This window comes from Streptomyces sp. NBC_00385, from assembly GCF_035917155.1.
Classification (GTDB): Bacteria; Actinomycetota; Actinomycetes; order Streptomycetales; family Streptomycetaceae; genus Streptomyces; species Streptomyces poriferorum.
On sequence record NZ_CP107951.1, the window covers coordinates 7,718,720 to 7,737,498 of the forward strand.

Sequence of the window (18,779 nt, forward strand, 5' to 3'; positions counted from 1 at the left end):
GGAGCCGCACCATGCACCTCGACCACGCCCACTCCGGCCCGGCCGCCCTCGGCGCGGACGCCGCACGTCCCGACGGGACCCGGCGGGCCCTGCGGATCGGCCTCGGCGGACCCGTCGGATCCGGCAAGACCGCGACCGTCGCAGCGCTCTGCCGGACCCTGCGCGACCAGCTGTCCCTGGCCGTCGTCACCAATGACATCTACACCCGGGAGGACGCGGCGTTCCTGCTGCGCAACGCGGTGCTGCCGCCCGAGCGGATCCAGGCGGTCGAGACCGGCGCCTGCCCGCACACCGCCATCCGTGACGACATATCCGCCAACCTCGAAGCCGTCGAGGACCTGGAGGACACCGTGGGACCGCTCGACCTCATCCTCGTGGAATCCGGCGGTGACAACCTCACAGCCACCTTCTCCAAGGGGCTCGTGGACGCCCAGATCTTCATCATCGACGTCGCCGGCGGCGACGACATCCCGCGCAAGGGCGGTCCCGGCGTCACCACGTCCGACCTGCTGGTGATCAACAAGACCGACCTGGCACCCTACGTGGGTTCCGACCTCGGCCGGATGGCCCAGGACGCCGCAGCGCAGCGCGGCGAACTGCCCGTCGCCTTCACCTCGCTCACCTCGGGCGAGGGCGTCGGACCCGTCGCGGACTGGGTACGGGGGCAGCTCGCCTCCTGGACCGCGTGAGCGTCCGCGCCACCGCCCGCATCACCGCGGTGCGCGACGCACGCGGCGCCACCACGCTCCCCGTCCTGGAGAGCTCGGGGCCGCTCGCCCCGCGCCGGACGAGAGCCGTCCTTCCCGGGGCCGCACGTGTCACCGTCGTGGGTGCGATGAGCGCCCCGCTCGGTGGCGACCGGCTCGCCATCCAGGTGCGCGCCGGGCAGGGCACGCGGCTCACCGTCGACTCCGCGGCGGCCACCGTCGCCCTGCCCGGGCCCGGATCCGAAGCGGCGGCGGCCCACTACGCCATCACGTTGAAGGCGGAGGAGGGCGCCGAGCTCCACTGGCTCCCCGAGCAGCTGATCTCCGCGCACGGCAGCGAACTCCACATGACCACCGTGGCCGAACTCGCCCCCACCGCACGGCTGGTACTGCGCGAGGAGCAGATCCTGGGCCGGCACGGCGAGACCACCGGAACGCTCCTGAGCAGGCTCACCGTCCACCGCGCCGGACGCCCGCTCCTCGACCAGCAACTGGCGTACGGGCCCGGCGCACCCGGCGGCTGGGACGGCCCGGCCGTGCTCGGCGGACACCGGGCCGCCGGGCAACTGCTCATCGTGGATCCGGACTTCGGTGACCGGGGCCCGGACACCCGGTTGCTGGGGGCCACCGCCGTGCTCACCCGGCTGGCAGGACCCGCCGTTCTCGTGTCCGTACTCGCCGCCGACGCAAGGGAGTTGCGCGCGGCCCTGGACAGGGCGACGGAGGAACTGGGGGCTGTCGCGCATGGCCGAACACCGGCCGCCGCGCTTGGCTGAACACCGCTGGCAGGACTCCGGTGTCCGGTTATCGATTCGGTAAAGAAGTGTGTGTGCGATCTGTTCTCAGGCGGTTCACAGACGACAGGATCCGCGGGAGGCACCTACTGAACTGCGCCGCACCCGAAGGCGCTTCACCATGGGGGAGGTTCCACTTGAGACGCACAGCAGCGTTCGGCTCAGCCGGCGCTCTGATCGCGGGCACGCTCATAGCGGGCGCGATAGCCGCACCGGCTGCCACCGCCGACGGCCGCCACCACAACGGCTCCGAGGCGCGCGGCGTCCAGCTGGCCGCGGCACGCGCGGCGAGGGCCGGCATCGACTGGGCGGACTGTCCGGCCGACTGGGCCATCGCGGCGCCGATCCAGTGCGGATGGGTCACCGTCCCGCTCGACTACGCGCGGCCCGACGGCAAGCAGATCAAGATAGCCGTCGACCGGCACGTCAGCACCGGAACCAGCGGCGAACGCCAGGGCGCCCTGATCTACAACCCGGGCGGACCCGGCGGCTCGGGAATGGCGTTCCCCAAGCGGATCGCCACGAAGAGCCCGCTCTGGCTGAACACGGCCAAGGCCTACGACTTCGTCGGTTTCGATCCTCGCGGTGTCGGCCACTCGGCGCCGATCTCGTGCGTCGACCCGCAGGAGTTCGTCAAGGCTCCCAAGGCCGACCCGGTGCCCGACTCCGAGGCCGACAAGCGCGCCCAGCGCAAGCTCGCCGCCGAGTACGCGGACGGCTGCGCCGAACGCAGCGGCGAGATGCTGCCGCATATGACCACGCCCAACACCGCACGCGACCTGGACGTCATCCGCGCCGCGCTCGGTGAGAAGAAGCTCAACTACCTGGGCGTCTCCTACGGCACCTACCTGGGCGCGGTCTACGGCACCCTCTTCCCGTCCCATGTCCGCCGCATGGTCGTCGACAGCGTCGTCAACCCGGCGAAGGACAACATCTGGTACCAGGCGAACCTCAACCAGGACATCGCGTTCCAGAAGCGCTGGGACGACTGGAAGGCCTGGGTCGCCGCCAACGACGCCACCTTCCACATCGGCACGACCCCGCAGAAGGTCGAGCAGGAGTGGCTGAAGCTGCGTGCGGCCGCGAAGAAGAGCCCGATCGGTGGCGTGCTCGGTCCCGCCGAGCTCATCGGCTTCTTCCAGAGCGCCCCGTACTACGACTCCGCCTGGGCACCCACCGCCCGGACCTGGAGCGCCTACCGGGCGGGAGACACCCAGGCACTGATCGACGCCGCCGCCCCCGACCTGTCGGACACGGCGGGCAACATCCGGTCCGAGAACAGCAACGCCGTGTACACCGCGGTCGAGTGCGCGGACGCCAAGTGGCCCACCGACTGGCGGACATGGGACCGCGACAACACCCGGCTGCACAGGGACCACCCGTTCATGACCTGGGCCAACGCCTGGATGAACCTGCCCTGCGCGACCTGGCGTGCCAAGCAGCAGACCCCGCTGAACGTCCGCACCGGCAAGGGACTGCCGCCGGTGCTGATCGTGCAGTCCACGCGTGACGCCGCCACTCCCTACGAGGGCGCCGTCGAACTGCACAAGCGCTTCAGGGGTTCGCGGCTCATCACCGAGGAGGGCGCCGGCTCGCACGGCGTCACCGGGCTGGTCAACTCCTGCATCAACGAGCGGGTGGACAGCTACCTGCTCACCGGGAAGACCGACCGGCGAGACGTGACGTGCGCCCCGCACGCCACGCCGAAGCCGTAACACCCGCAACATCCGAGTGACGGGACGGGCCGCCGGTATGCCACCGGCGGCCCGTCGCTCCACGCGTCGCGATACCGCCCGTCAGCGCTTCCGCTTCGAGGGCTTGTCCGCACCGTCCGCCGGCTCGGCGGCCTTCACCTTGGCCGCGTACTCGTCGACGTACTCCTGACCCGACAGCCCGAGGATCGCGTACATGATCTCGTCGGTGACCGCCCGGACGGCCGCCTTCTGGTTCTCCAGACCGGCATAGCGGGAGAAGTCCAGGGGTTCGCCGAAGCGGATGGTGACCTGCTTGATGCGCGGCAGGACCTTGCCGGGCGGCTGGATCTCGAAGGTGCCGACCATCGCGCACGGCACCACCGGCACCCCTGCCCGGATGGCCATCACCGCCACCCCCACCTTGCCTTTGTACAGCCGGCCGTCGTGCGAACGAGTGCCCTCCGGGTAGATGCCCAGCAGCTCACCCCTGCCCAGTACCCCGAGCCCCTCGCGGATCGCCGCCTGCCCCGCTTTCTTCCCCGACCGGTCCACCGGGATCTGACCGATGCTGTGGAAGAACGCCGCGGTCAGCCGGCCCTTCACGCCGGGGCCGGTGAAGTACTCGGCTTTGGCGAGGAAGGTGATCCGCCGCTTGATGATGGCGGGCATCAGGAAGTGGTCGGAGAAGGACAGATGGTTGCCGGCGATGATCGCCGCGCCGTCCGCCGGGATGTGTTCCATCCCCTTGATGACGGGGCGGAAGAACAGCCGCAACAGCGGCCCCAGGACGACGTACTTGAGCACGTAATAGAACACGGGCGGCTCCAAGCTCTGCCGGATCGGCTCCGGGGCTGCGTTCTCCCAGGTCAGCGGATATCTTGACGTGCACAGCCTAGGTGTATTGATCACGAGCGTTGTTGACACTCGGCAGGTCTTGAACATGACGAAGACCTCCGGTGTGGTGGGAGCTGTCTAGGAACTCACCGCACGGAGGTCTTCGTGTTCCACCGTAATGCTCGGCTGACAGTTTTCGGTAGGCGCCTGTTGGTCGAACGGGTCCGGTCGGGCCGCCCGGTCGCCCACGTCGCAGCCGAGATGGGTATATCCCGGGCCACCGCCCACAAGTGGATGCGGCGGTGGCGGGCCGAAGGCGAGGCCGGCCTGCACGACCGCTCCAGCCGCCCGCGTACGACGCCGCACCGGACCCCGGCCGGCACCGAGGCAAAGGTCTGCGACCTGCGGCGGTCCCGCAAACTGGGACCGGCAAGGATCGGCCCGGTCCTGGGCCTGCCCGCCTCAACGGTGCACCGGATCCTGACCCGCCACGGGCTGAACCGGCTCGCGTGGATCGACCGGCCGACCGGCACCGTGATCCGCCGCTACGAACGTGAACGGCCCGGCGAGCTGATCCACGTCGACGTGAAGAAACTCGGCCGGATCCCCGACGGCGGCGGCCACAGGACATTGGGCCGCCAGGCCGGCCGGGCCACCCGCAGCCAGATGGGATTCGACTACGTCCACTCCGCCGTCGACGACCACTCCCGCCTCGCCTACAGCGAGATCCACCCCGATGAGAGGGTCGCGACCTGCGCGGGCTTCCTGACCCGTGCGGCCGCCTTCTTCCACGCCCACGGCATCACCCGCATCGAACGGGTCCTGACCGACAACGCATGGGCCTACCGCAAGGGCCTGGCCTGGAAGACAGCCCTGGCCGACCTCGGCGCGACCGGCAAGCTCACCCGCCCCTACCGGCCCCAGACCAACGGCAAGGTCGAACGCTTCAACCGCACACTGCTCGACGAATGGGCCTACATCCGGCCCTACACCTCGAACACCGAACGGACCGAGGCCCTGGCAGACTTCCTCCACACCTACAACCACCACCGCTGCCACACCGCAATCGACGGACACCCGCCCATCAGCCGTGTCAACAACGCTGCGGGTCAATACACCTAGGGCCTTCGGTTCGGATCATGCCGGACTCGCGGGTGATCCGAACGAAAGACCCCAGGCCCGGGCGGCGCGTCGTGCAACCGTCTGCGAGCGGGCCGGGGTGATGCCGTGCGCGTCGGAGCGGACCTGGATCCCCGATGGTACGCGGCGGGGGCGTGCTGACTGGGATCGTCGTGGCTCAGGGGCAGTACTGCGGTGCCTGGTCCAGGTTGTTCCTCGCGACGAGGACCAGGGGCACGGAGTCGATCCGGTCCGCCTCCTTCCCGGCGAGCAGCGCCAGGACGTTCCTGACGGCCATGGTCCCGTTCACCAGTGGGGAGTTGGTGACCGTGGCGGACAGCTTCCCGGCCCTGATCGCGGCCAGGCCCTTGTCGGTGCCGTTCACCGTCACGATCCGGACCCCCTTCGCCCCGGCCGCGTCGAAGGCCTCGCGCACCGCGAAGGCCATCTCCTCGTTGGCGGCGAAGGCGTAGTCGAGTCCCGGGTGTTCCCGGATCATGGCCGCTGCGGCGTCCCTTGCCACCGTCGGGTCGAACATGCCGGGCCGGCTCGCCACGATCTCGGCGTTGCCGGGCAGCGCGGCGGTGAAACCGGCGACCAGCAGATCCGAGGCGGCGCCCGGCGCGCCGGCGATGACACCGACCTCGGACCGCTTTCCGTTCGCGTCCCTGTCGATCCACCCGGCGTCCAGCCGCCCCGCCTCTTCGAGGTCGACGACGACCGCCCCGAGGATGTCCGAGGTGTCCTTCGGCACCACCGAGGTAAGGAAGACGGGCGTGCCGGCGCTCCGGGCCCGGGCGATGTCGCCCGGCAGGGCACCGATGTCCACGGGCTGAACGATCAGCGCGTCCACCTTCCAGGACGTCATCTTCCCGATGTTGGCCAGTTCCTTCGACGCGTCCTGTTGCGAGTTCGCGGTGAAGAGCTTGACGCCCTCGTTCTCGGCGGCGAGCTCGACGGCGCCCTGGAGACAGGTGTGGAAGTCGGTGTGGGCGCCGTTGACGAAACCGAGCCGGACGGCGTCGTGGTCCGTGTCCGAGCTGTCACCGCATCCGCTCAGCACGAGTGCCGCGCCGACGGCCGATGCGGTGAGGGATCTCCGGCATCCGCGGCGACTGCCGGGTCCGACCGGTTCGTTCGGTCTGTCAGAGGGGAGGGACACGGGGGAGTACCGCCTTTCGTGGGGCTGTTCAGCCCATCTGGTCCTGCGGCGAGAGGTGTTCGACGGTCACCCCGGTGTCGGTGAACGTCCGGGTCACATGTCCCGAGCTGTAGACCCACAGAATCCGCAGCGGCGTGTCACCGACGTTCCGGAACAGGTGCGGGACGGGGGCGGGGACGTACGTGGTGTCGTACCGCTCCAGCCGGGTCACCTCGCCGTCGATGACCACTTCGGCGTCGCCGTCCAGGACCGTGACGTGCTCATCGCAGTTGTGCGCGTGCAGAGGCGCCCCGGAGCCGACCGGGTAGACGCTGATCCCGCTGGTGATCCTGTTCTCACCCCGGGCGGAGACCGTGGTGATCAGGGGCGTGGTGACGACGGCGCCGCCACGGTCGAGCAGGGGGACATCGGCGACCTTGATGACGGTGGACATGGGAGAGGTTCCTTTCGGCAGGGCTGCGCCGAACGAGGCTAGGGCCAGGAACCGGGATGTGATGCCCTCCGGCGTGCAGTTTTACCTTGCACGTCAGGAGGGATGTGGTTGCCGGATACGGGGGTACGGTCGGCCACCATTGCACGGCGGAACCGGACCGTGCCCGAGGCAAAGGCGGATCGCCGACATGAGGCTCCCCGTACTCAGCGAACACGAAATGACTCCGCCCCAGAAGGAGCTGGCCGCGCGCATCACGGCCCGCCGCGGTGCGGTACGGGGGCCGTTCCGGGTCTGGCTGCACAGCCCGCAGATGTGCGAGCGCGCCGAGTCGCTCGGCGCCTTCGCCCGTTTCGACTGCAGCCTTCCCGAGCATCTGCGTGAACTCACCCTGCTGCTCGCCGCCCGCAACTGGGACGCCCAGTACTCCTGGAACGCGCACGTGCGCACCGCGATAGAGGCCGGGGTGCCCGAGGAGGCGGTCCGGGCCATCGCCGAACAGCGCCGGCCGGTCTTCGCGAACGAGCCGGACCAGGCGTTCTACGAGTTCTGCCGGGAGATCCTCCAGGACCACTTCGTGTCCGACGAGACCTTCGCCCGGGCCCACGAGCACTTCGGTTCGCAGGGCCTGGTCGACACCATCGGGGCGCTCGGCAACTTCACCATGCTCGGCATGTGTCTCAACGCCTTCCAGGTGGACCTCCAGGCCGACCGCGAGCCCCCCTTCCCGGACATCCGCGGCTTCGAGCGGGTCGCCCGTGACGGAGACGGGCACCGGCCGTGACCGGGAGGACCGAGACGGACACCGGGCACGGCGCCGACCGCTGCGCCCCCCTGGTCCGGGTCCGCGGGGTCACCAAGGGCTTCGGCGGGGTCGCGGCGCTCAAGGGCGTGGACCTGGACCTGTATCCGGGGGAGATCCACGCCCTCATGGGCATGAACGGTGCCGGCAAGTCGACACTCGTCCAGGTCCTCTCCGGAGTGCACCAGGCGGACAGCGGCACCCTCGGCGTCGACGGGCACGAGCACTTCGGTCTCACGGTGCGCAAGGCCCGCCACCTCGGCATCGCCTTCGTTCCGCAGCGCCGCGAGCTGGTCATGGGCCTGAGCGTGGCCGAGAACATCATGCTCGGCGACCTGCCCCGACGGGGCGGCTTCGTGAGCCGGTCGCAGATGCTCTCCCGCGCCCGGGAGGCTCTCGCCGGTCTGGGCATCGAGATCGACGTACGGCGTACCGCGGGCGAACTCACCGTCGCCGAGCAGACGATGGTCGAGGTCGCCCGGGAGGTCCGGCGCGGTGGACGCGTGCTCATCCTCGACGAGCCGACCGCGTGCCTCGGCGCGGAGGCCGCCGGCCGGATCAGGACTCTGGTCCGCAGACTGCGCGACGAAGGCGTCGCCGTCGTCTACATCTCGCACTACATCGACGAGGTGCTGGGCCTAGCGGACCGGATCACGGTGCTGCGCGACGGAAGCGTGGTGCGCAGCGCACCGGCCGACGGGTTCGACGCGGGGGAGCTCGTACGCGCGATGGTCGGCCGGGACGTGGTGTCGCACCGGCCGGAGCGGCCCGAACCCGCCGACGAGATCGGACTGGCGATCCGTGGTCTCACGCACGGACGGTCCATCCGTGACTTCACCACGCAGGTCCGCAAGGGCGAGGTCGTCGCCGTGCTCGGTCCCGCCGGGGACGCCCAGTCGTACCTGTTCGACCTGCTCTCAGGCCGGCAGCGTCCGGTGAGCGGGGAACTGCACGTGGACGCCACTCCCGTGCCGCTGGGGCGGGTGCCGGCCTCTCTCGCGAGCGGGCTGCGGTGCGTCACCGGGGACCGCCGCGCCCTGGGACTCGTCCCGGGACTGTCCGTGGACGAGAACCTCATGCTGGCCGACGACCGGTTCCACCGGAGGAGGCTGCACCGTCGGGGAGAGCTGGCCCGGCGCTCCGCGGCCCGGCGCAAGGACTACGGCGTCGTGACGCTCGGCGGTGACCCGCCGGTCGGCAGCCTGTCCGGCGGAAACCAGCAGAAGGTTCTGCTGGCCAAGTGGCTGGAGACGGCCCCCAAGGCCTGCTTCCTCGAAGACCCGACCAACGGTGTGGACGTCGCCGCCGTGGCGGATATCCACACCCTCATCGACGCCCTCGCCGCGCGGGGAGTCGCGGTTCTGCTCGCCTCCTCGTCCGCGGAGGAGGCGATGCGTCTGGCCGACCGGATCCTCGTGGTCCGGGCGGGGCGCACCGTCGCGGAGTACGACACCGCCGACATCACCCGCGACGAACTTGTCGCCACCGCCCTCGGAGGAGCGCCGCAGTGAGCCTGAAATCCCCCTCCGTCGCCCCTGACCGGGCGACCGCGCCGGCCACCGCCCGGCCCCGTCCGTCGCTCAGCTCGCTGGGCCGGATACCCCACGGCGGACTGATCGCCGTGCTGATCCTGATGATCGTGTTCACCGCTCTGCGGGCCGACTCGTTCACCACCTCGCAGAACCTCCTCAACATCCTCCGCCAGATCAGCGTGACCGCCGTCATCGCGGGCGGTCTCACCCTGCTGATGACGGCGGGTGGCATGGACTTCTCCATGGGCAGCAACGCCGCCGTGACCACCGCGGTGGCCGCGCAACTGCTCTCCCACGGACAGTCCACGACCGTCACCGTGATCGCCACCCTGCTTCTGGCCACCCTGATCGGCTTGGTGAACGGCCTGGTCGTGACCTTCACCAGGGTGGCGCCGTTCGTCGCCACCCTGGCGACGGCCATGCTGCTCGACGGTGTCGCCCTGCTCGTCCTGAACGGCATGAGCATCTCCATCGGTGACAAGATGTCCGCGCTCGGCAACGCCAAGCTCCTGGGCGTCCCCTGGCTGCTGATCGTGGCCGTCGTGGTTCTGGTGGCCGCCGGCCTGGCGATGCGGTTCACCACCTTCGGCCGCGACGCCTTCGCGATGGGCGGCAACGAACACGTCGCCCGGCTGAGCGGCATCAACGTGCCCGCCCGCAAACTCGCCCTCTACGCACTGGCCGGCGGGCTGTCCGGACTGGCCGGCCTGATGCTCCTCTCCCGCCTGGGCGCCAGCGCACCCAACACCGGAGGCCTCCAACTCCAGCTCACCGCCGTGGCCGCCGTGGTCATCGGTGGCACGCTGCTGGCCGGCGGGCACGGCACGATTCCCGGCACCGTGCTCGGCGTGATCCTCCTGGGCGTCGTCGCCAACGCGCTGAACCTGCTCCAGGTCAACAGCTACTACCAGCCCGTCGTCACCGGTGCGGTGCTTCTCGTCGCGGCCGTCGTCAACGAGTTCAACCGCAGGTCCGGGCCGGGTCACTGACCCACGCCCTGCCCGCTCCCCCCACGCCCTTCCCGTCAATGTCGCAGGAAAGGTCCCACCTCCATGTCTTCGACCACCCGCTCCCGCCGCGTCCTCGCGGTCTCGCTCGCAGGCGTCGCCGCGCTCCTCCTCTCCGGATGCTCCGAGGGAGCCGACGGCGGATCCGATGACGGCGCCACCTCGCTGGGATTCGTCAACGGTGCCAACACCCACTTCCACACCTGTCTGCTCAAGGCGGTCGAGCAGACGGCCGAGGCGAAGGGCGCGAAGCTGTACTCCGCCAACTCCAAGCAGGACGCGGGCACCGAACTGTCCAACATCGAGGACATGATCGCCCGCAACGTCAGCGCGCTGATCGTGCAGACCGTCAACGTCGACGCCCTCGAAGGAGACATCACCAAGGCGAAGAACGCGGGCATCCCGATCTATCTCACCTCGGTCTCCACCGACGACCTCTCCGACATCCTGGGTGCCGCCGTCGTCGACCTCAAGAAGGTCGGCGCCATGGACGCCGGATGGATCGAGAAGGACGCCGCCGGAAAGCAGGTGCAGGTCGGCGTGGTCGCCGGTGCGCCCGGTGCCGCATCCGACCTGCTCGTCGGCGGCTTCAAGGCGGCACTGCCCGCCACCGCGAAGGTGGTGGCGAACCAGCCCGGAATGTTCAACCCCGCCAAGGCGCAGGATGTCGCCGAGAACATGATCCAGGCCCATCCCGACCTCGACTACGCCTTCGTCGCCAACGAGGAGATGGCCTTCGCCGTCCGCAAGGCCTTCGACGCCGCCGGCGCCGAGGACGTCAAGATCGTCTCCGTGAACGGTACGGAGGAGGGGATCGCCGCCGTCCGGGAGGGCACGCTCTCCGCGACCGTGGCCAACTCGGCCATGACGATCGGGCAGACCGCTGTCGAGAAGGCACTGGCCCTGCTCGCCGACAAGAACGGCGACAAGATCAGCAATGTTCCGTTGACTCTTGTCACCAAGGACAACGTGGCGCAAGCTCCTCAATACTGCCCCAAGTAGCCCGGACGGGCGGGTTTGCGCTGCCCGGGGAGCGGCTCGGTCACAGCAAACGCCCGTACCCTCACCACCCCGGCCCCCGGCCGGCGGCAGTAACCCCCGCCCTTACGCACGACCGGCCCCGGGTCCACCCGCCCCGGGGCCGCCCGGAGGATCCATGGACCGCCTGCTCGTCATGCACAGCTTCGTCACCGTCGCCCAGACGGGCAGCTTCAACGGAGCCGCCAAGAAACTGGGATCGTCGGGCTCACTGGTCTCACGGCACGTGGCCGAACTGGAACGACAGGTGGGCGTACGCCTCGTCCATCGCACCGCGCGCTCGGTGAGCCTGACCGAGCAGGGGCAGAGATACGCGGAATTCTGCATACGCATTCTCGGGGAGATAGAGACCGAGGACGCGTCCATAGCCCACCTTCACGACCGTCCAGAAGGGGCGCTGAGCATCAGCTGCCCGAAATGGATAGGCAGCCTCGATCTGGGTGACGCCATCGCCGCGTTCTCTGCGGCACATCCGAAGATTCAGGTGCGCTTCGAACTCGGTGGAATGTCCGACCGGACCTACGACTTCCTGGAGGGCGGCTTCGATGTCGCGTTCCACACCCGGGACCTGCGCGACTCCGGCGTACGCCTCAAGAAGATCGCGTCCCTGCCCTTCATGCTGTGCGCCGCACCCTCGTACCTGAAGCGCCACGGGGCGCTGACCGAGCCCAACGGCGTCGCCTCCCACGACTGCCTCGTGCACGTCAACGACCCGGTCTGGCGCATCGGCCACGGACACGCCTCCACGCTGCACAAGATCCGCAACGTCGCGTTCTCGTCCAACTCCTACATCGCACTGCAGAAAGCCGCCGTCCACGGCCGCGGCATCGGGCTGCTGCCCCAGCGGTCGGCGTACGACGACCTGCTGTCCGGGGCGCTGGAGGTCCTCCTTCCCGAACGGGGCGTCCCCGACCGCCCGCTCTTCGCCATCTACGGGCCCGGCCCGTCCACGCCCCGAAAAGTCGGCGTCTTCCTCGAATTCCTTACCGAATGGTTTTCCAAGAACCCCATTCCACGCATTCCCGAAAACATCTGAGCACCAGGCCGCATGGTGTGCAATCAAGGATTGCAGAGCCTGCACGGCAGGACCGTTGAGGCGTGCGCCCGGCAAATCTAGGATCGCCGGGAACGGGTACCGGTCCGCATGCACGCATCATCCGAAGTGAGGAATCCATGGGGATCCAGCGAATCGAATCCGTCACCTACGGCGTCGAGGTACTCGAGGAGTCTGTGCGGTTCTTCGAAGACTTCGGCCTCTTCCCGGTGGAGCGGACCGACGAGCACGCGGTGTTCGAGACCCTCGCCGGCCAGACGGTCCACCTGGACACCTGCCCCGGACCGCTGCTCCCGCCCCCGGTCGAGGACGGCCCCACCCTCCGCGAGGTCGTGTGGGGCATCGACACCGCCGAGGAACTCGAGCGGATCGTGGACGCGGTGCGCGCGGACCGCCCCGTGCACAACACCCCCGACGGGATCCACCGCACCGTCGACATGTCCGGCTTCGGGGTGGGCCTCACCCTCGCCCGGCCCAGGCCCCTGCCGGACGGTTCCCGGACCGCCAACGTCTCCGGCGACATCACCCGCTGGAACGCCCCGCTGGAGACGGTCGGACAGGTCCGGCCGCTGCGGATGTGCCACGTCGCCCTCAACATCGCCAAGGAGGGCCGGGAGCAGGCCGTCGCCTTCTACACCGGCCTCCTCGGCTTCCGGCCGACGGATGTCGTCGAGCCCATGGGCGTGTTCATGCAGGCGCCCGGCGACGACGACCAGCACACCTTCCTGCTGTGCCACCGCCCCGACCGGGCGGGCGTCAACCACATCGCGTACGAGGTACCCGGCTTCGACGATGTCGTCGAAGGCGGCAACCACATGATCGAGCGCGGCTGGCGGGAGGCCCGGAAGCTGGGCCGGCACACCATCGGCTCCAACGTCTTCCGGTTCCTGCACGCCCCGTGCGGAGGCCGCGTGGAGTACGCCTGCGACATGGACCGGGTCGACGACACCTTCGAGACCCGTGTCCACGCGACCGCGCCGCCGCACACCATCTGGTCGCTGCGCTCCAACCGGGACGACCGGAACACCCCGGCCTCCTGAACCGACACTTCCCCCCGTTTTCCCGAGAGGCACCCACCCATGACCACCGAGCACGGCTACCCGCCCGTCCGCATGTTCATCGCGGGCGAGTGGTGCCAGGGCAGCACCGGACGGACCTCCCCCGTCGTCAACCCCGCGACCGAGCAGGTGATCGGCGAGGTCCCCCTGGCCGCACCCGCCGATCTGGACCGCGCCGCCGAGGCCGCCGCCGACGGCTTCGAGACCTGGCGCGGCACCCCGATCGCCCGCCGTACCGCCATCCTGCACGCGGCCGCCGACCTCGCCACGGAACGCTCCGGGACCATCGGCCGCATCATGACCCTGGAACAGGGCAAGCCGCTCGCCGAAGCCGCCGGTGAGGTCTGCAGGGTCGCCGACTCACTGCGCTGGCACGCCGACGACGCCCGCCGTGCCTACGGCCGCATCATCCCCGCCGCCCCCGGCACCGTCCTCACCGTCCGGCGCGAGCCGGTCGGACCCGTCGCGGCCTTCGTGCCGTGGAACTTCCCGGCGGGCTCTCCGATGCGGAAGATCTCCGCCGCCCTCGCCGCGGGCTGCTCGATCGTCATCAAGGCCTCGGAGGAAACTCCCGGGACGGCCTGCGCGCTGGTGCGCTGCTTCGAGGACGCCGGTGTCCCGGCAGGCGCCCTCAACCTCGTCTTCGGCGAGCCGGCGGAGGTCTCCGCGCGGCTCATCGCCCACCCGGTCATCCGGCTGGTCGCCTTCACCGGCTCGGTACCCGTCGGCAAGCTGCTCGCCGCCGACGCCGGCGCACGGATGAAGCCCTCGCTGATGGAGCTCGGCGGGCACGCCCCGGTCATCGTCTGCGCCGACGCCGATCCGGCCGTCGCGGCCCGCCGCGCAGCCGGCGCGAAATTCGCCAACGCCGGGCAGGTGTGCACGTCGCCGAGCCGGTTCCTCGTCCACGAGAGCCTCGTCGAGGAGTTCACCGCGGCGTTCGTGAAGGCCGCCGAGAGCGTGCGGGTCGGCGACGGGCTCGACGCGGCGACCACCATGGGGCCGCTCGCCAACGAACGCAGGCTGGCGGCGATGGAACGCCTCACCGCCGACGCCGTGACCCGTGGCGCGACCGTCGCCCTCGGCGGCGGGCGCATCGAGGGGCCGGGCTACTTCTACCCGCCCACCGTCCTGACCGATGTCCCCGCCGACGCACTCGTGATGACCGAGGAGCCCTTCGGCCCGATCGCCCCCATCGTCTCCTTCACGGAACTGGACGAGGCGCTGGCACAGGCCAACTCCCTTCCGTACGGGCTCGCCGCCTACGGATTCACCGAGTCCGCGGCCACCGCGGAACGCCTGGCGAGTGGCCTCCAGGCGGGCATCGTGTCGGTCAACCACTGCGGTGGCTCCGTCCACGAGGCCCCTTCCGGCGGAATGAAGGACAGCGGCTACGGGCGCGAGGGCGGCCCGGAGGGACTGGACGGCTACCTCGTCACCAAGCGCGTCTCCCACCTGCTCGCCGGCTGAACACCATGAGATACACACGTGTCGCGGCCGGCGGGATGGCGGTGTGGGGCCGCGTCCACGACGAACACGTCGAGCTGCTGTCCGAGTCACCGCTGGCCGGGCGGCCCACCGTCATAGGGACCGTGGCCATGGCCGACGCCGTGTGGCTGCCGCCCGTCGTCCCGCCCGTCTTCTACGCCGTCGGGCTGAACTACACCCGCCACATCGAGCACGCCCGCGCACAGGGCAACACCGCGGCGGTCATGCCCGAGCGGCCGGAGATCGGGTACCGCGCCAACAACGCGCTGACCGGGCACCTCTCGCCCATCGTGAAGCCGCGGGAGGTGACCGGCAGATTCGAGGCCGAACCCGAACTCGTCGCCGTGATCGGCCGCACCCTGCGCCACGCCACGCATGAGGAGGCCAGGGACGCCGTCTTCGGCTGGACGATCGGCAACGACGTCAGCGCCCGCACCTGGCAGCACGAGGACCGCACCTTCTGGCGCAGCAAGAACGCCGACTCCTTCAAACCGATGGGGCCGTGGATCGAGACGGACGTGGACGCGCTCGCCCAGACGACGACCCTGCGGGTCGACGGCCGGGTGCGGGCCTCCTTCCCGACAGGCGGCATGGTGTTCGACCCGTACGACTACATCGTCGAGATGACCCGCTACCTCACCCTGCAGCCCGGCGACGTCCTGTGGATGGGTGCCGAGTCCACCTGCGGACTGGAACCGGGCAACACCGTCGAGGTCGAGATCAGCGGCATCGGCGTCCTGGCCAACCCCGTGCACGAGGAGCCGGCACCCCCGATCCGCCACGCGCAGCCACCGAAAGGAAACGAGCCATGAGCAGGGAACCCCGCTACATCCACCACGTCAACTTCCCCACCACCGACCCCGACCGGACCGCGGAGTGGTACGCCAGGGTCTTCGGGATGAAGCGGATCATGCCCAAGTCCAACACCCGCGTGGTGCTGATGACCCGGGGCAACTTCGACCTGCACTTCACCCCGGTCGAGGAGATGGAACGGATGGCGCCGTACCACTTCGCCGTCGAGGTCGACGACTGGGACGACTTCATGGCGCACCTGAAGGAACTGGGTATCCGGCACACCCGCCCGATCGAACGCCCGGAGAACCAGTCCAAGTTCTGCTACATCCACGACCCCGACCACACCATGATCGAGCTGGTCTTCCACGGCAAGCGCCCCAACTGACCGGTTCTTGCGAGGAGATGTCCCATGCCTTACGCCGATTCCGACGGCACCTCCATCTACTACGAACGCCACGGCAGCGGCCCCGCGATCCTCTTCGTGCACGGATCGGGCGGCCATCACGCCGCCTGGTGGCAGCAAGTGGCCGCGCTCCGTGACGAGTTCACGGTCGTCACCGTCGACCTGCGCGGTTTCGGCAAGTCCGACTCGTCCATGCCCGAGTTCGACGGCCAGGACTTCCCCGGCGACGTCGTCGCCGTCCTGGACGCCGAGCAGCTGACCGATGTCATGGTCGTCGGCCAGTCCATCGGTTCCGTCGCCGCCCTGCGCGGCGCCCTCCAGCGCCCCGACCGGGTGTCCGCCGCCGTGCTCGGCCACTCCCTGGGCGGCATCAGCCACCCGGAACTCACCGAGCTGGCCGCCGCCGACCGCGCCGAGGCCGTCAAACTGCCCGTGATCGACCGGCTGCTCACCAAGAGGTTCCAGCAGGAACGGGCCGACCTCACCTTCCTCTTCCAGCAGATGGGCACCTTCAACGTCGCCAAGATGGCGGACCTGCGCAACCTTGACACCGACGGACCGAGCCTGGACGACATCCGGGACTCCGGCGTGAAGGTCGCCTTCCTGGCCGGCGAGAAGGACGCGGTCCTCAGCGTGAAGACCGTCACCCGCGCCCACGAACTGCTCCCCGGCTCCCATCTGGAGATCGTCCCCGGCGCCCCGCACTCCATGTACTGGGAGACGCCCGCGCAGTACAACGCGGCCGTCGCCCGTCTGCGCCGCACCCTCACCGCACCGAAGGAATCAGCATGACCAGCCCGAAGGAAGCAGCATGAGCAGCATCGGCCTCGACGCCGCCGATGCGATCGCCGACGCCGTCATCGAGCGCGCCCGGGCGCTCGGGAAGGCCGTGAGCGTCGCCGTCGTGGACGCCGGCGGGTTCCCGGTCACCATCCGCCGCTCGGACGGCGCCAGGCCGCTCACCCCGGACATCGCCCGGGCCAAGGCGTACACCGCGGCCGTGATGCAGCGGCCGGGAAAGATGCTGAAGAAGTGGCAGGAGAGCCAGCCGGTCTTCTTCTCCCAGCTCTCCCAGCTGCCCGGCGCGGCCATGCCGATCATGGCCGCCGACGGCAGCGTCACCGTCAAGAAGGACGGCGTGACCATCGGCGGCCTCGGCGTCGCCGGCGGCACCGCCGACGAGGACCAGCAGATCGCGGACGAGATCCTCGAAACCCTCGGATACGAGCTGGAGTTCCCCGCCTGGGGCGTCCCCGGCAAGCCCACCGGTAAGGAGTGAGTCATGGCGGACACGTTCAACTACCGCATCGACCACCACGGCAGCCTGGTCCGCCCCGCGGCCCTGCTGACCGCCCGCGAACAGTACGCACGGGGTGAGACCGGGGCCGACGCACTCCAGGAGGCCGAACGCGCGGCGGTCGAGGAAGCGGTGACGTTCCAGCGCAGGCTGCGCACCACGGTGGTCACCGACGGGGACTTCCCGCGCGAGGACTTCCGCAGCGTCGTGCTCGACCGCGTCTCCGGGTTCCGGCGCACCGGCGAGGAGACCGACGGCCTGGCCCGCTGGGTGGCGGAGGCCCCTCCGAAGGCGGACGGTCCGCCGATGGCCGACGGCACGGCGCGGTTCGCCGAGCTGACGGTGATCGCGCCCAAGGTGTCGCTTCCCTCACCGGCCTATCTCGCCGCCACCTGCTTCGACCCGCGCCTCACCGGCGCCGGCGGCCCTGCCTCGGCCCGGGAGCTCGGTGAGGCGCTGGCCGAGATCATCCACCGCGAGATCGCTCTGCTGGTCGCCCGCGGGGTGAAGCTCATCCAGCTCAACAACCCGTTGCTGCTCGCCCACACCGCGTCCGGGGCCACCGCACCCACCGCGCTCTCCTTCGAGGACGCGCTGGCGGTGGAGGCCCTGGCGGTAGCGCCGGGGGAGCGTCCCGAAGGCGTACGCGTGGGTATCTGCCCGGGCTGGACCGCCCCCGGACAGGTGGACCGGGCCGCGGCCGAGCGCCTCTACACGGCCGTGCCGGCGGACCGCTGGGTGCTGCCGTTCGACCGGGGCACGGCGGGCGAACTCGACCTCCTGGCCGCACTGCCCGAGGACCGGGACGCCTGTCTGGGCGTCGTCGACCCCCAGGTCGCCGCGATCGAGGAACTGGACACGGTGCTGACGCGGATCGACGCGGCCGCCGAGGTCAAGGACCTGGAGGACATGGCCCTTTCGCCCTCCCGCGGCTTCGCCGACACCGCCGGCGGCCCGCTGCTGACCACGGAGGAGCAGCGCCGCAAACTGGTCCTGGTCGAGACGCTGGCCCGCTACTGCTGGGGCAACGAGTTCTGACCGTACGCCGCAGGGCCGGGAAGCACCGCAGCGCTTCCCGGCCCTCACCTGACCGCTCGCTCAGAGACGCTCGGCGAACGTCACCGTCCGGTCCGTCAGCAGCGGACGCACCGTCTTGACGATGAGCTCCGCGAAATGGTCCGTGGCGGCGTGCGCGTCGAAACCCGCCCGGTCCGCGTACACCTCGTACAGCACGAAGCCGCCCGGGACGTCCTCCTGTGCGTGCACCTCGTACTCCCGGTTCGCGGGCTCGTCGCGGGTGTGCTCGCGCATCTTCAGCAGCGCGTCCCGCACCGTCGCCTCGTCGGCGGGCGCGCAGCGGTAGTGGGCGAAGACGGCGTACGCCATGGGTGTCTCTCCTCGGGTCCTGCGGGGTGCGCGACTGCGCTCCGGCCAGCCGATTCCAGCACGGATCACGCAGGCCGCGGCCCTCGCGGCGCGCAACCAATGACTGCCGCCCCGGCTCTGTCCGTGCCGCCCTCCGATGGTGTGTCGTACATCCGGTTCCCCGAAACCGGATCCGCGAC

The 18,779-nt window shown here is 70.1% G+C and carries 20 protein-coding genes; 16 read left to right on the forward strand and 4 right to left on the reverse strand.

Translation table 11 applies throughout. The features are described 5' to 3' along the window. The first annotated feature begins 11 nt into the window (after window positions 1-11). The 3 genes from ureG to OG959_RS34465 all read left to right on the forward strand — a co-directional run bounded on the left by ureG (window position 12) and on the right by OG959_RS34465 (window position 3,216). Window positions 12-689 (forward strand): urease accessory protein UreG, encoded by a 678-nt coding sequence (gene ureG / locus OG959_RS34455; protein ID WP_326664800.1) that lies wholly within the window; start codon window positions 12-14, stop codon window positions 687-689. After that, window positions 686-1,483 (forward strand): urease accessory protein UreD, encoded by a 798-nt coding sequence (locus OG959_RS34460; RefSeq protein ID WP_326664801.1) that lies wholly within the window; start codon window positions 686-688, stop codon window positions 1,481-1,483. Before ureG ends, OG959_RS34460 begins: the two co-directional genes overlap by 4 nt. A 155-nt stretch (window positions 1,484-1,638) precedes the next feature. After that, entirely contained in the window at window positions 1,639-3,216 is a 1,578-nt protein-coding gene (locus OG959_RS34465; protein WP_326664802.1) for an alpha/beta hydrolase, read from the forward strand. 81 nt (window positions 3,217-3,297) lie between these two features. Here the strand turns inward: OG959_RS34465 and OG959_RS34470 are convergent, their stop codons facing one another. Beyond that, entirely contained in the window at window positions 3,298-4,011 is a 714-nt protein-coding gene (locus tag OG959_RS34470) for a lysophospholipid acyltransferase family protein (protein WP_326664804.1), read from the reverse strand. 183 nt (window positions 4,012-4,194) lie between these two features. Between OG959_RS34470 and OG959_RS34475 the strand changes: the two genes are divergently transcribed. Continuing rightward, window positions 4,195-5,151, forward strand: a complete 957-nt coding sequence (locus tag OG959_RS34475; RefSeq protein WP_326664223.1) for an IS481 family transposase — start codon at window positions 4,195-4,197, stop codon at window positions 5,149-5,151. Window positions 5,152-5,326: 175 nt separating this feature from the next. Here OG959_RS34475 and OG959_RS34480 read toward each other — a convergent pair whose 3' ends face one another. Then, window positions 5,327-6,211 carry a sugar ABC transporter substrate-binding protein gene (locus OG959_RS34480; protein ID WP_326664806.1) on the reverse strand — a complete coding sequence of 295 codons (885 nt, stop codon included), beginning with the start codon at window positions 6,209-6,211 and terminating at the stop codon, window positions 5,327-5,329. A gap of 127 nt (window positions 6,212-6,338) precedes the next feature. Then, the gene (locus OG959_RS34485) at window positions 6,339-6,743 is read right to left on the reverse strand and encodes a cupin domain-containing protein (protein WP_326664808.1); all 405 of its coding nucleotides are present in this window, start codon (window positions 6,741-6,743) and stop codon (window positions 6,339-6,341) included. Window positions 6,744-6,960: 217 nt separating this feature from the next. On the opposite strand from OG959_RS34485, the gene OG959_RS34490 reads away from it, so the two are divergent. The 12 genes from OG959_RS34490 to OG959_RS34545 all read left to right on the forward strand — a co-directional run bounded on the left by OG959_RS34490 (window position 6,961) and on the right by OG959_RS34545 (window position 18,252). After that, on the forward strand, window positions 6,961-7,524 hold the full coding sequence (locus OG959_RS34490; protein ID WP_326664810.1) for a carboxymuconolactone decarboxylase family protein: 564 nt from the start codon (window positions 6,961-6,963) through the stop codon (window positions 7,522-7,524). Further along, window positions 7,521-9,053, forward strand: a complete 1,533-nt coding sequence (locus OG959_RS34495) for a sugar ABC transporter ATP-binding protein (protein WP_326664812.1) — start codon at window positions 7,521-7,523, stop codon at window positions 9,051-9,053. The genes OG959_RS34490 and OG959_RS34495 overlap by 4 nt, the downstream gene beginning before the upstream one ends. Continuing rightward, window positions 9,050-10,063, forward strand: a complete 1,014-nt coding sequence (locus tag OG959_RS34500) for an ABC transporter permease (protein ID WP_326664814.1) — start codon at window positions 9,050-9,052, stop codon at window positions 10,061-10,063. Before OG959_RS34495 ends, OG959_RS34500 begins: the two co-directional genes overlap by 4 nt. Before the next feature lie 63 nt (window positions 10,064-10,126). Further along, window positions 10,127-11,083 (forward strand): sugar ABC transporter substrate-binding protein, encoded by a 957-nt coding sequence (locus tag OG959_RS34505; RefSeq protein WP_326664816.1) that lies wholly within the window; start codon window positions 10,127-10,129, stop codon window positions 11,081-11,083. A gap of 154 nt (window positions 11,084-11,237) precedes the next feature. Continuing rightward, window positions 11,238-12,155, forward strand: a complete 918-nt coding sequence (locus OG959_RS34510) for a LysR family transcriptional regulator (protein ID WP_326664818.1) — start codon at window positions 11,238-11,240, stop codon at window positions 12,153-12,155. Between the two features lie 137 nt (window positions 12,156-12,292). Beyond that, window positions 12,293-13,213 carry a VOC family protein gene (locus tag OG959_RS34515; protein WP_326664820.1) on the forward strand — a complete coding sequence of 307 codons (921 nt, stop codon included), beginning with the start codon at window positions 12,293-12,295 and terminating at the stop codon, window positions 13,211-13,213. A gap of 39 nt (window positions 13,214-13,252) precedes the next feature. Continuing rightward, window positions 13,253-14,701 carry an NAD-dependent succinate-semialdehyde dehydrogenase gene (locus OG959_RS34520; RefSeq protein ID WP_326664822.1) on the forward strand — a complete coding sequence of 483 codons (1,449 nt, stop codon included), beginning with the start codon at window positions 13,253-13,255 and terminating at the stop codon, window positions 14,699-14,701. A 5-nt stretch (window positions 14,702-14,706) separates the two neighbouring features. After that, entirely contained in the window at window positions 14,707-15,531 is an 825-nt protein-coding gene (locus OG959_RS34525; RefSeq protein ID WP_326664824.1) for a fumarylacetoacetate hydrolase family protein, read from the forward strand. Further along, window positions 15,528-15,899, forward strand: a complete 372-nt coding sequence (locus tag OG959_RS34530; RefSeq protein WP_326664826.1) for a VOC family protein — start codon at window positions 15,528-15,530, stop codon at window positions 15,897-15,899. The genes OG959_RS34525 and OG959_RS34530 overlap by 4 nt, the downstream gene beginning before the upstream one ends. Window positions 15,900-15,923: 24 nt before the next feature. Next, window positions 15,924-16,709 (forward strand): alpha/beta fold hydrolase, encoded by a 786-nt coding sequence (locus tag OG959_RS34535; protein ID WP_326664828.1) that lies wholly within the window; start codon window positions 15,924-15,926, stop codon window positions 16,707-16,709. 19 nt (window positions 16,710-16,728) lie between these two features. Next, window positions 16,729-17,196, forward strand: a complete 468-nt coding sequence (locus tag OG959_RS34540) for a GlcG/HbpS family heme-binding protein (protein WP_326664830.1) — start codon at window positions 16,729-16,731, stop codon at window positions 17,194-17,196. A gap of 3 nt (window positions 17,197-17,199) precedes the next feature. Then, window positions 17,200-18,252, forward strand: a complete 1,053-nt coding sequence (locus tag OG959_RS34545) for a methionine synthase II (cobalamin-independent)-like protein (RefSeq protein ID WP_326664832.1) — start codon at window positions 17,200-17,202, stop codon at window positions 18,250-18,252. 60 nt (window positions 18,253-18,312) lie between these two features. Here the strand turns inward: OG959_RS34545 and OG959_RS34550 are convergent, their stop codons facing one another. After that, entirely contained in the window at window positions 18,313-18,600 is a 288-nt protein-coding gene (locus tag OG959_RS34550) for a putative quinol monooxygenase (RefSeq protein WP_326664834.1), read from the reverse strand. Window positions 18,601-18,779 lie beyond the last annotated feature (179 nt).

Coding starts and splice junctions, on each gene's coding strand:
- OG959_RS34535 (WP_326664828.1), top strand. CDS start 15,924: ATGCCTTACGCCGATTCCGACGGCACCTCCATCTACTACGAACGCCAC.
- OG959_RS34540 (WP_326664830.1), top strand. CDS start 16,729: ATGAGCAGCATCGGCCTCGACGCCGCCGATGCGATCGCCGACGCCGTC.
- OG959_RS34485 (WP_326664808.1), bottom strand. CDS start 6,743: ATGTCCACCGTCATCAAGGTCGCCGATGTCCCCCTGCTCGACCGTGGC.
- OG959_RS34510 (WP_326664818.1), top strand. CDS start 11,238: ATGGACCGCCTGCTCGTCATGCACAGCTTCGTCACCGTCGCCCAGACG.
- OG959_RS34550 (WP_326664834.1), bottom strand. CDS start 18,600: ATGGCGTACGCCGTCTTCGCCCACTACCGCTGCGCGCCCGCCGACGAG.
- OG959_RS34545 (WP_326664832.1), top strand. CDS start 17,200: ATGGCGGACACGTTCAACTACCGCATCGACCACCACGGCAGCCTGGTC.
- OG959_RS34505 (WP_326664816.1), top strand. CDS start 10,127: ATGTCTTCGACCACCCGCTCCCGCCGCGTCCTCGCGGTCTCGCTCGCA.
- OG959_RS34530 (WP_326664826.1), top strand. CDS start 15,528: ATGAGCAGGGAACCCCGCTACATCCACCACGTCAACTTCCCCACCACC.
- OG959_RS34525 (WP_326664824.1), top strand. CDS start 14,707: ATGAGATACACACGTGTCGCGGCCGGCGGGATGGCGGTGTGGGGCCGC.
- OG959_RS34490 (WP_326664810.1), top strand. CDS start 6,961: ATGACTCCGCCCCAGAAGGAGCTGGCCGCGCGCATCACGGCCCGCCGC.
- OG959_RS34520 (WP_326664822.1), top strand. CDS start 13,253: ATGACCACCGAGCACGGCTACCCGCCCGTCCGCATGTTCATCGCGGGC.
- ureG (WP_326664800.1), top strand. CDS start 12: ATGCACCTCGACCACGCCCACTCCGGCCCGGCCGCCCTCGGCGCGGAC.
- OG959_RS34515 (WP_326664820.1), top strand. CDS start 12,293: ATGGGGATCCAGCGAATCGAATCCGTCACCTACGGCGTCGAGGTACTC.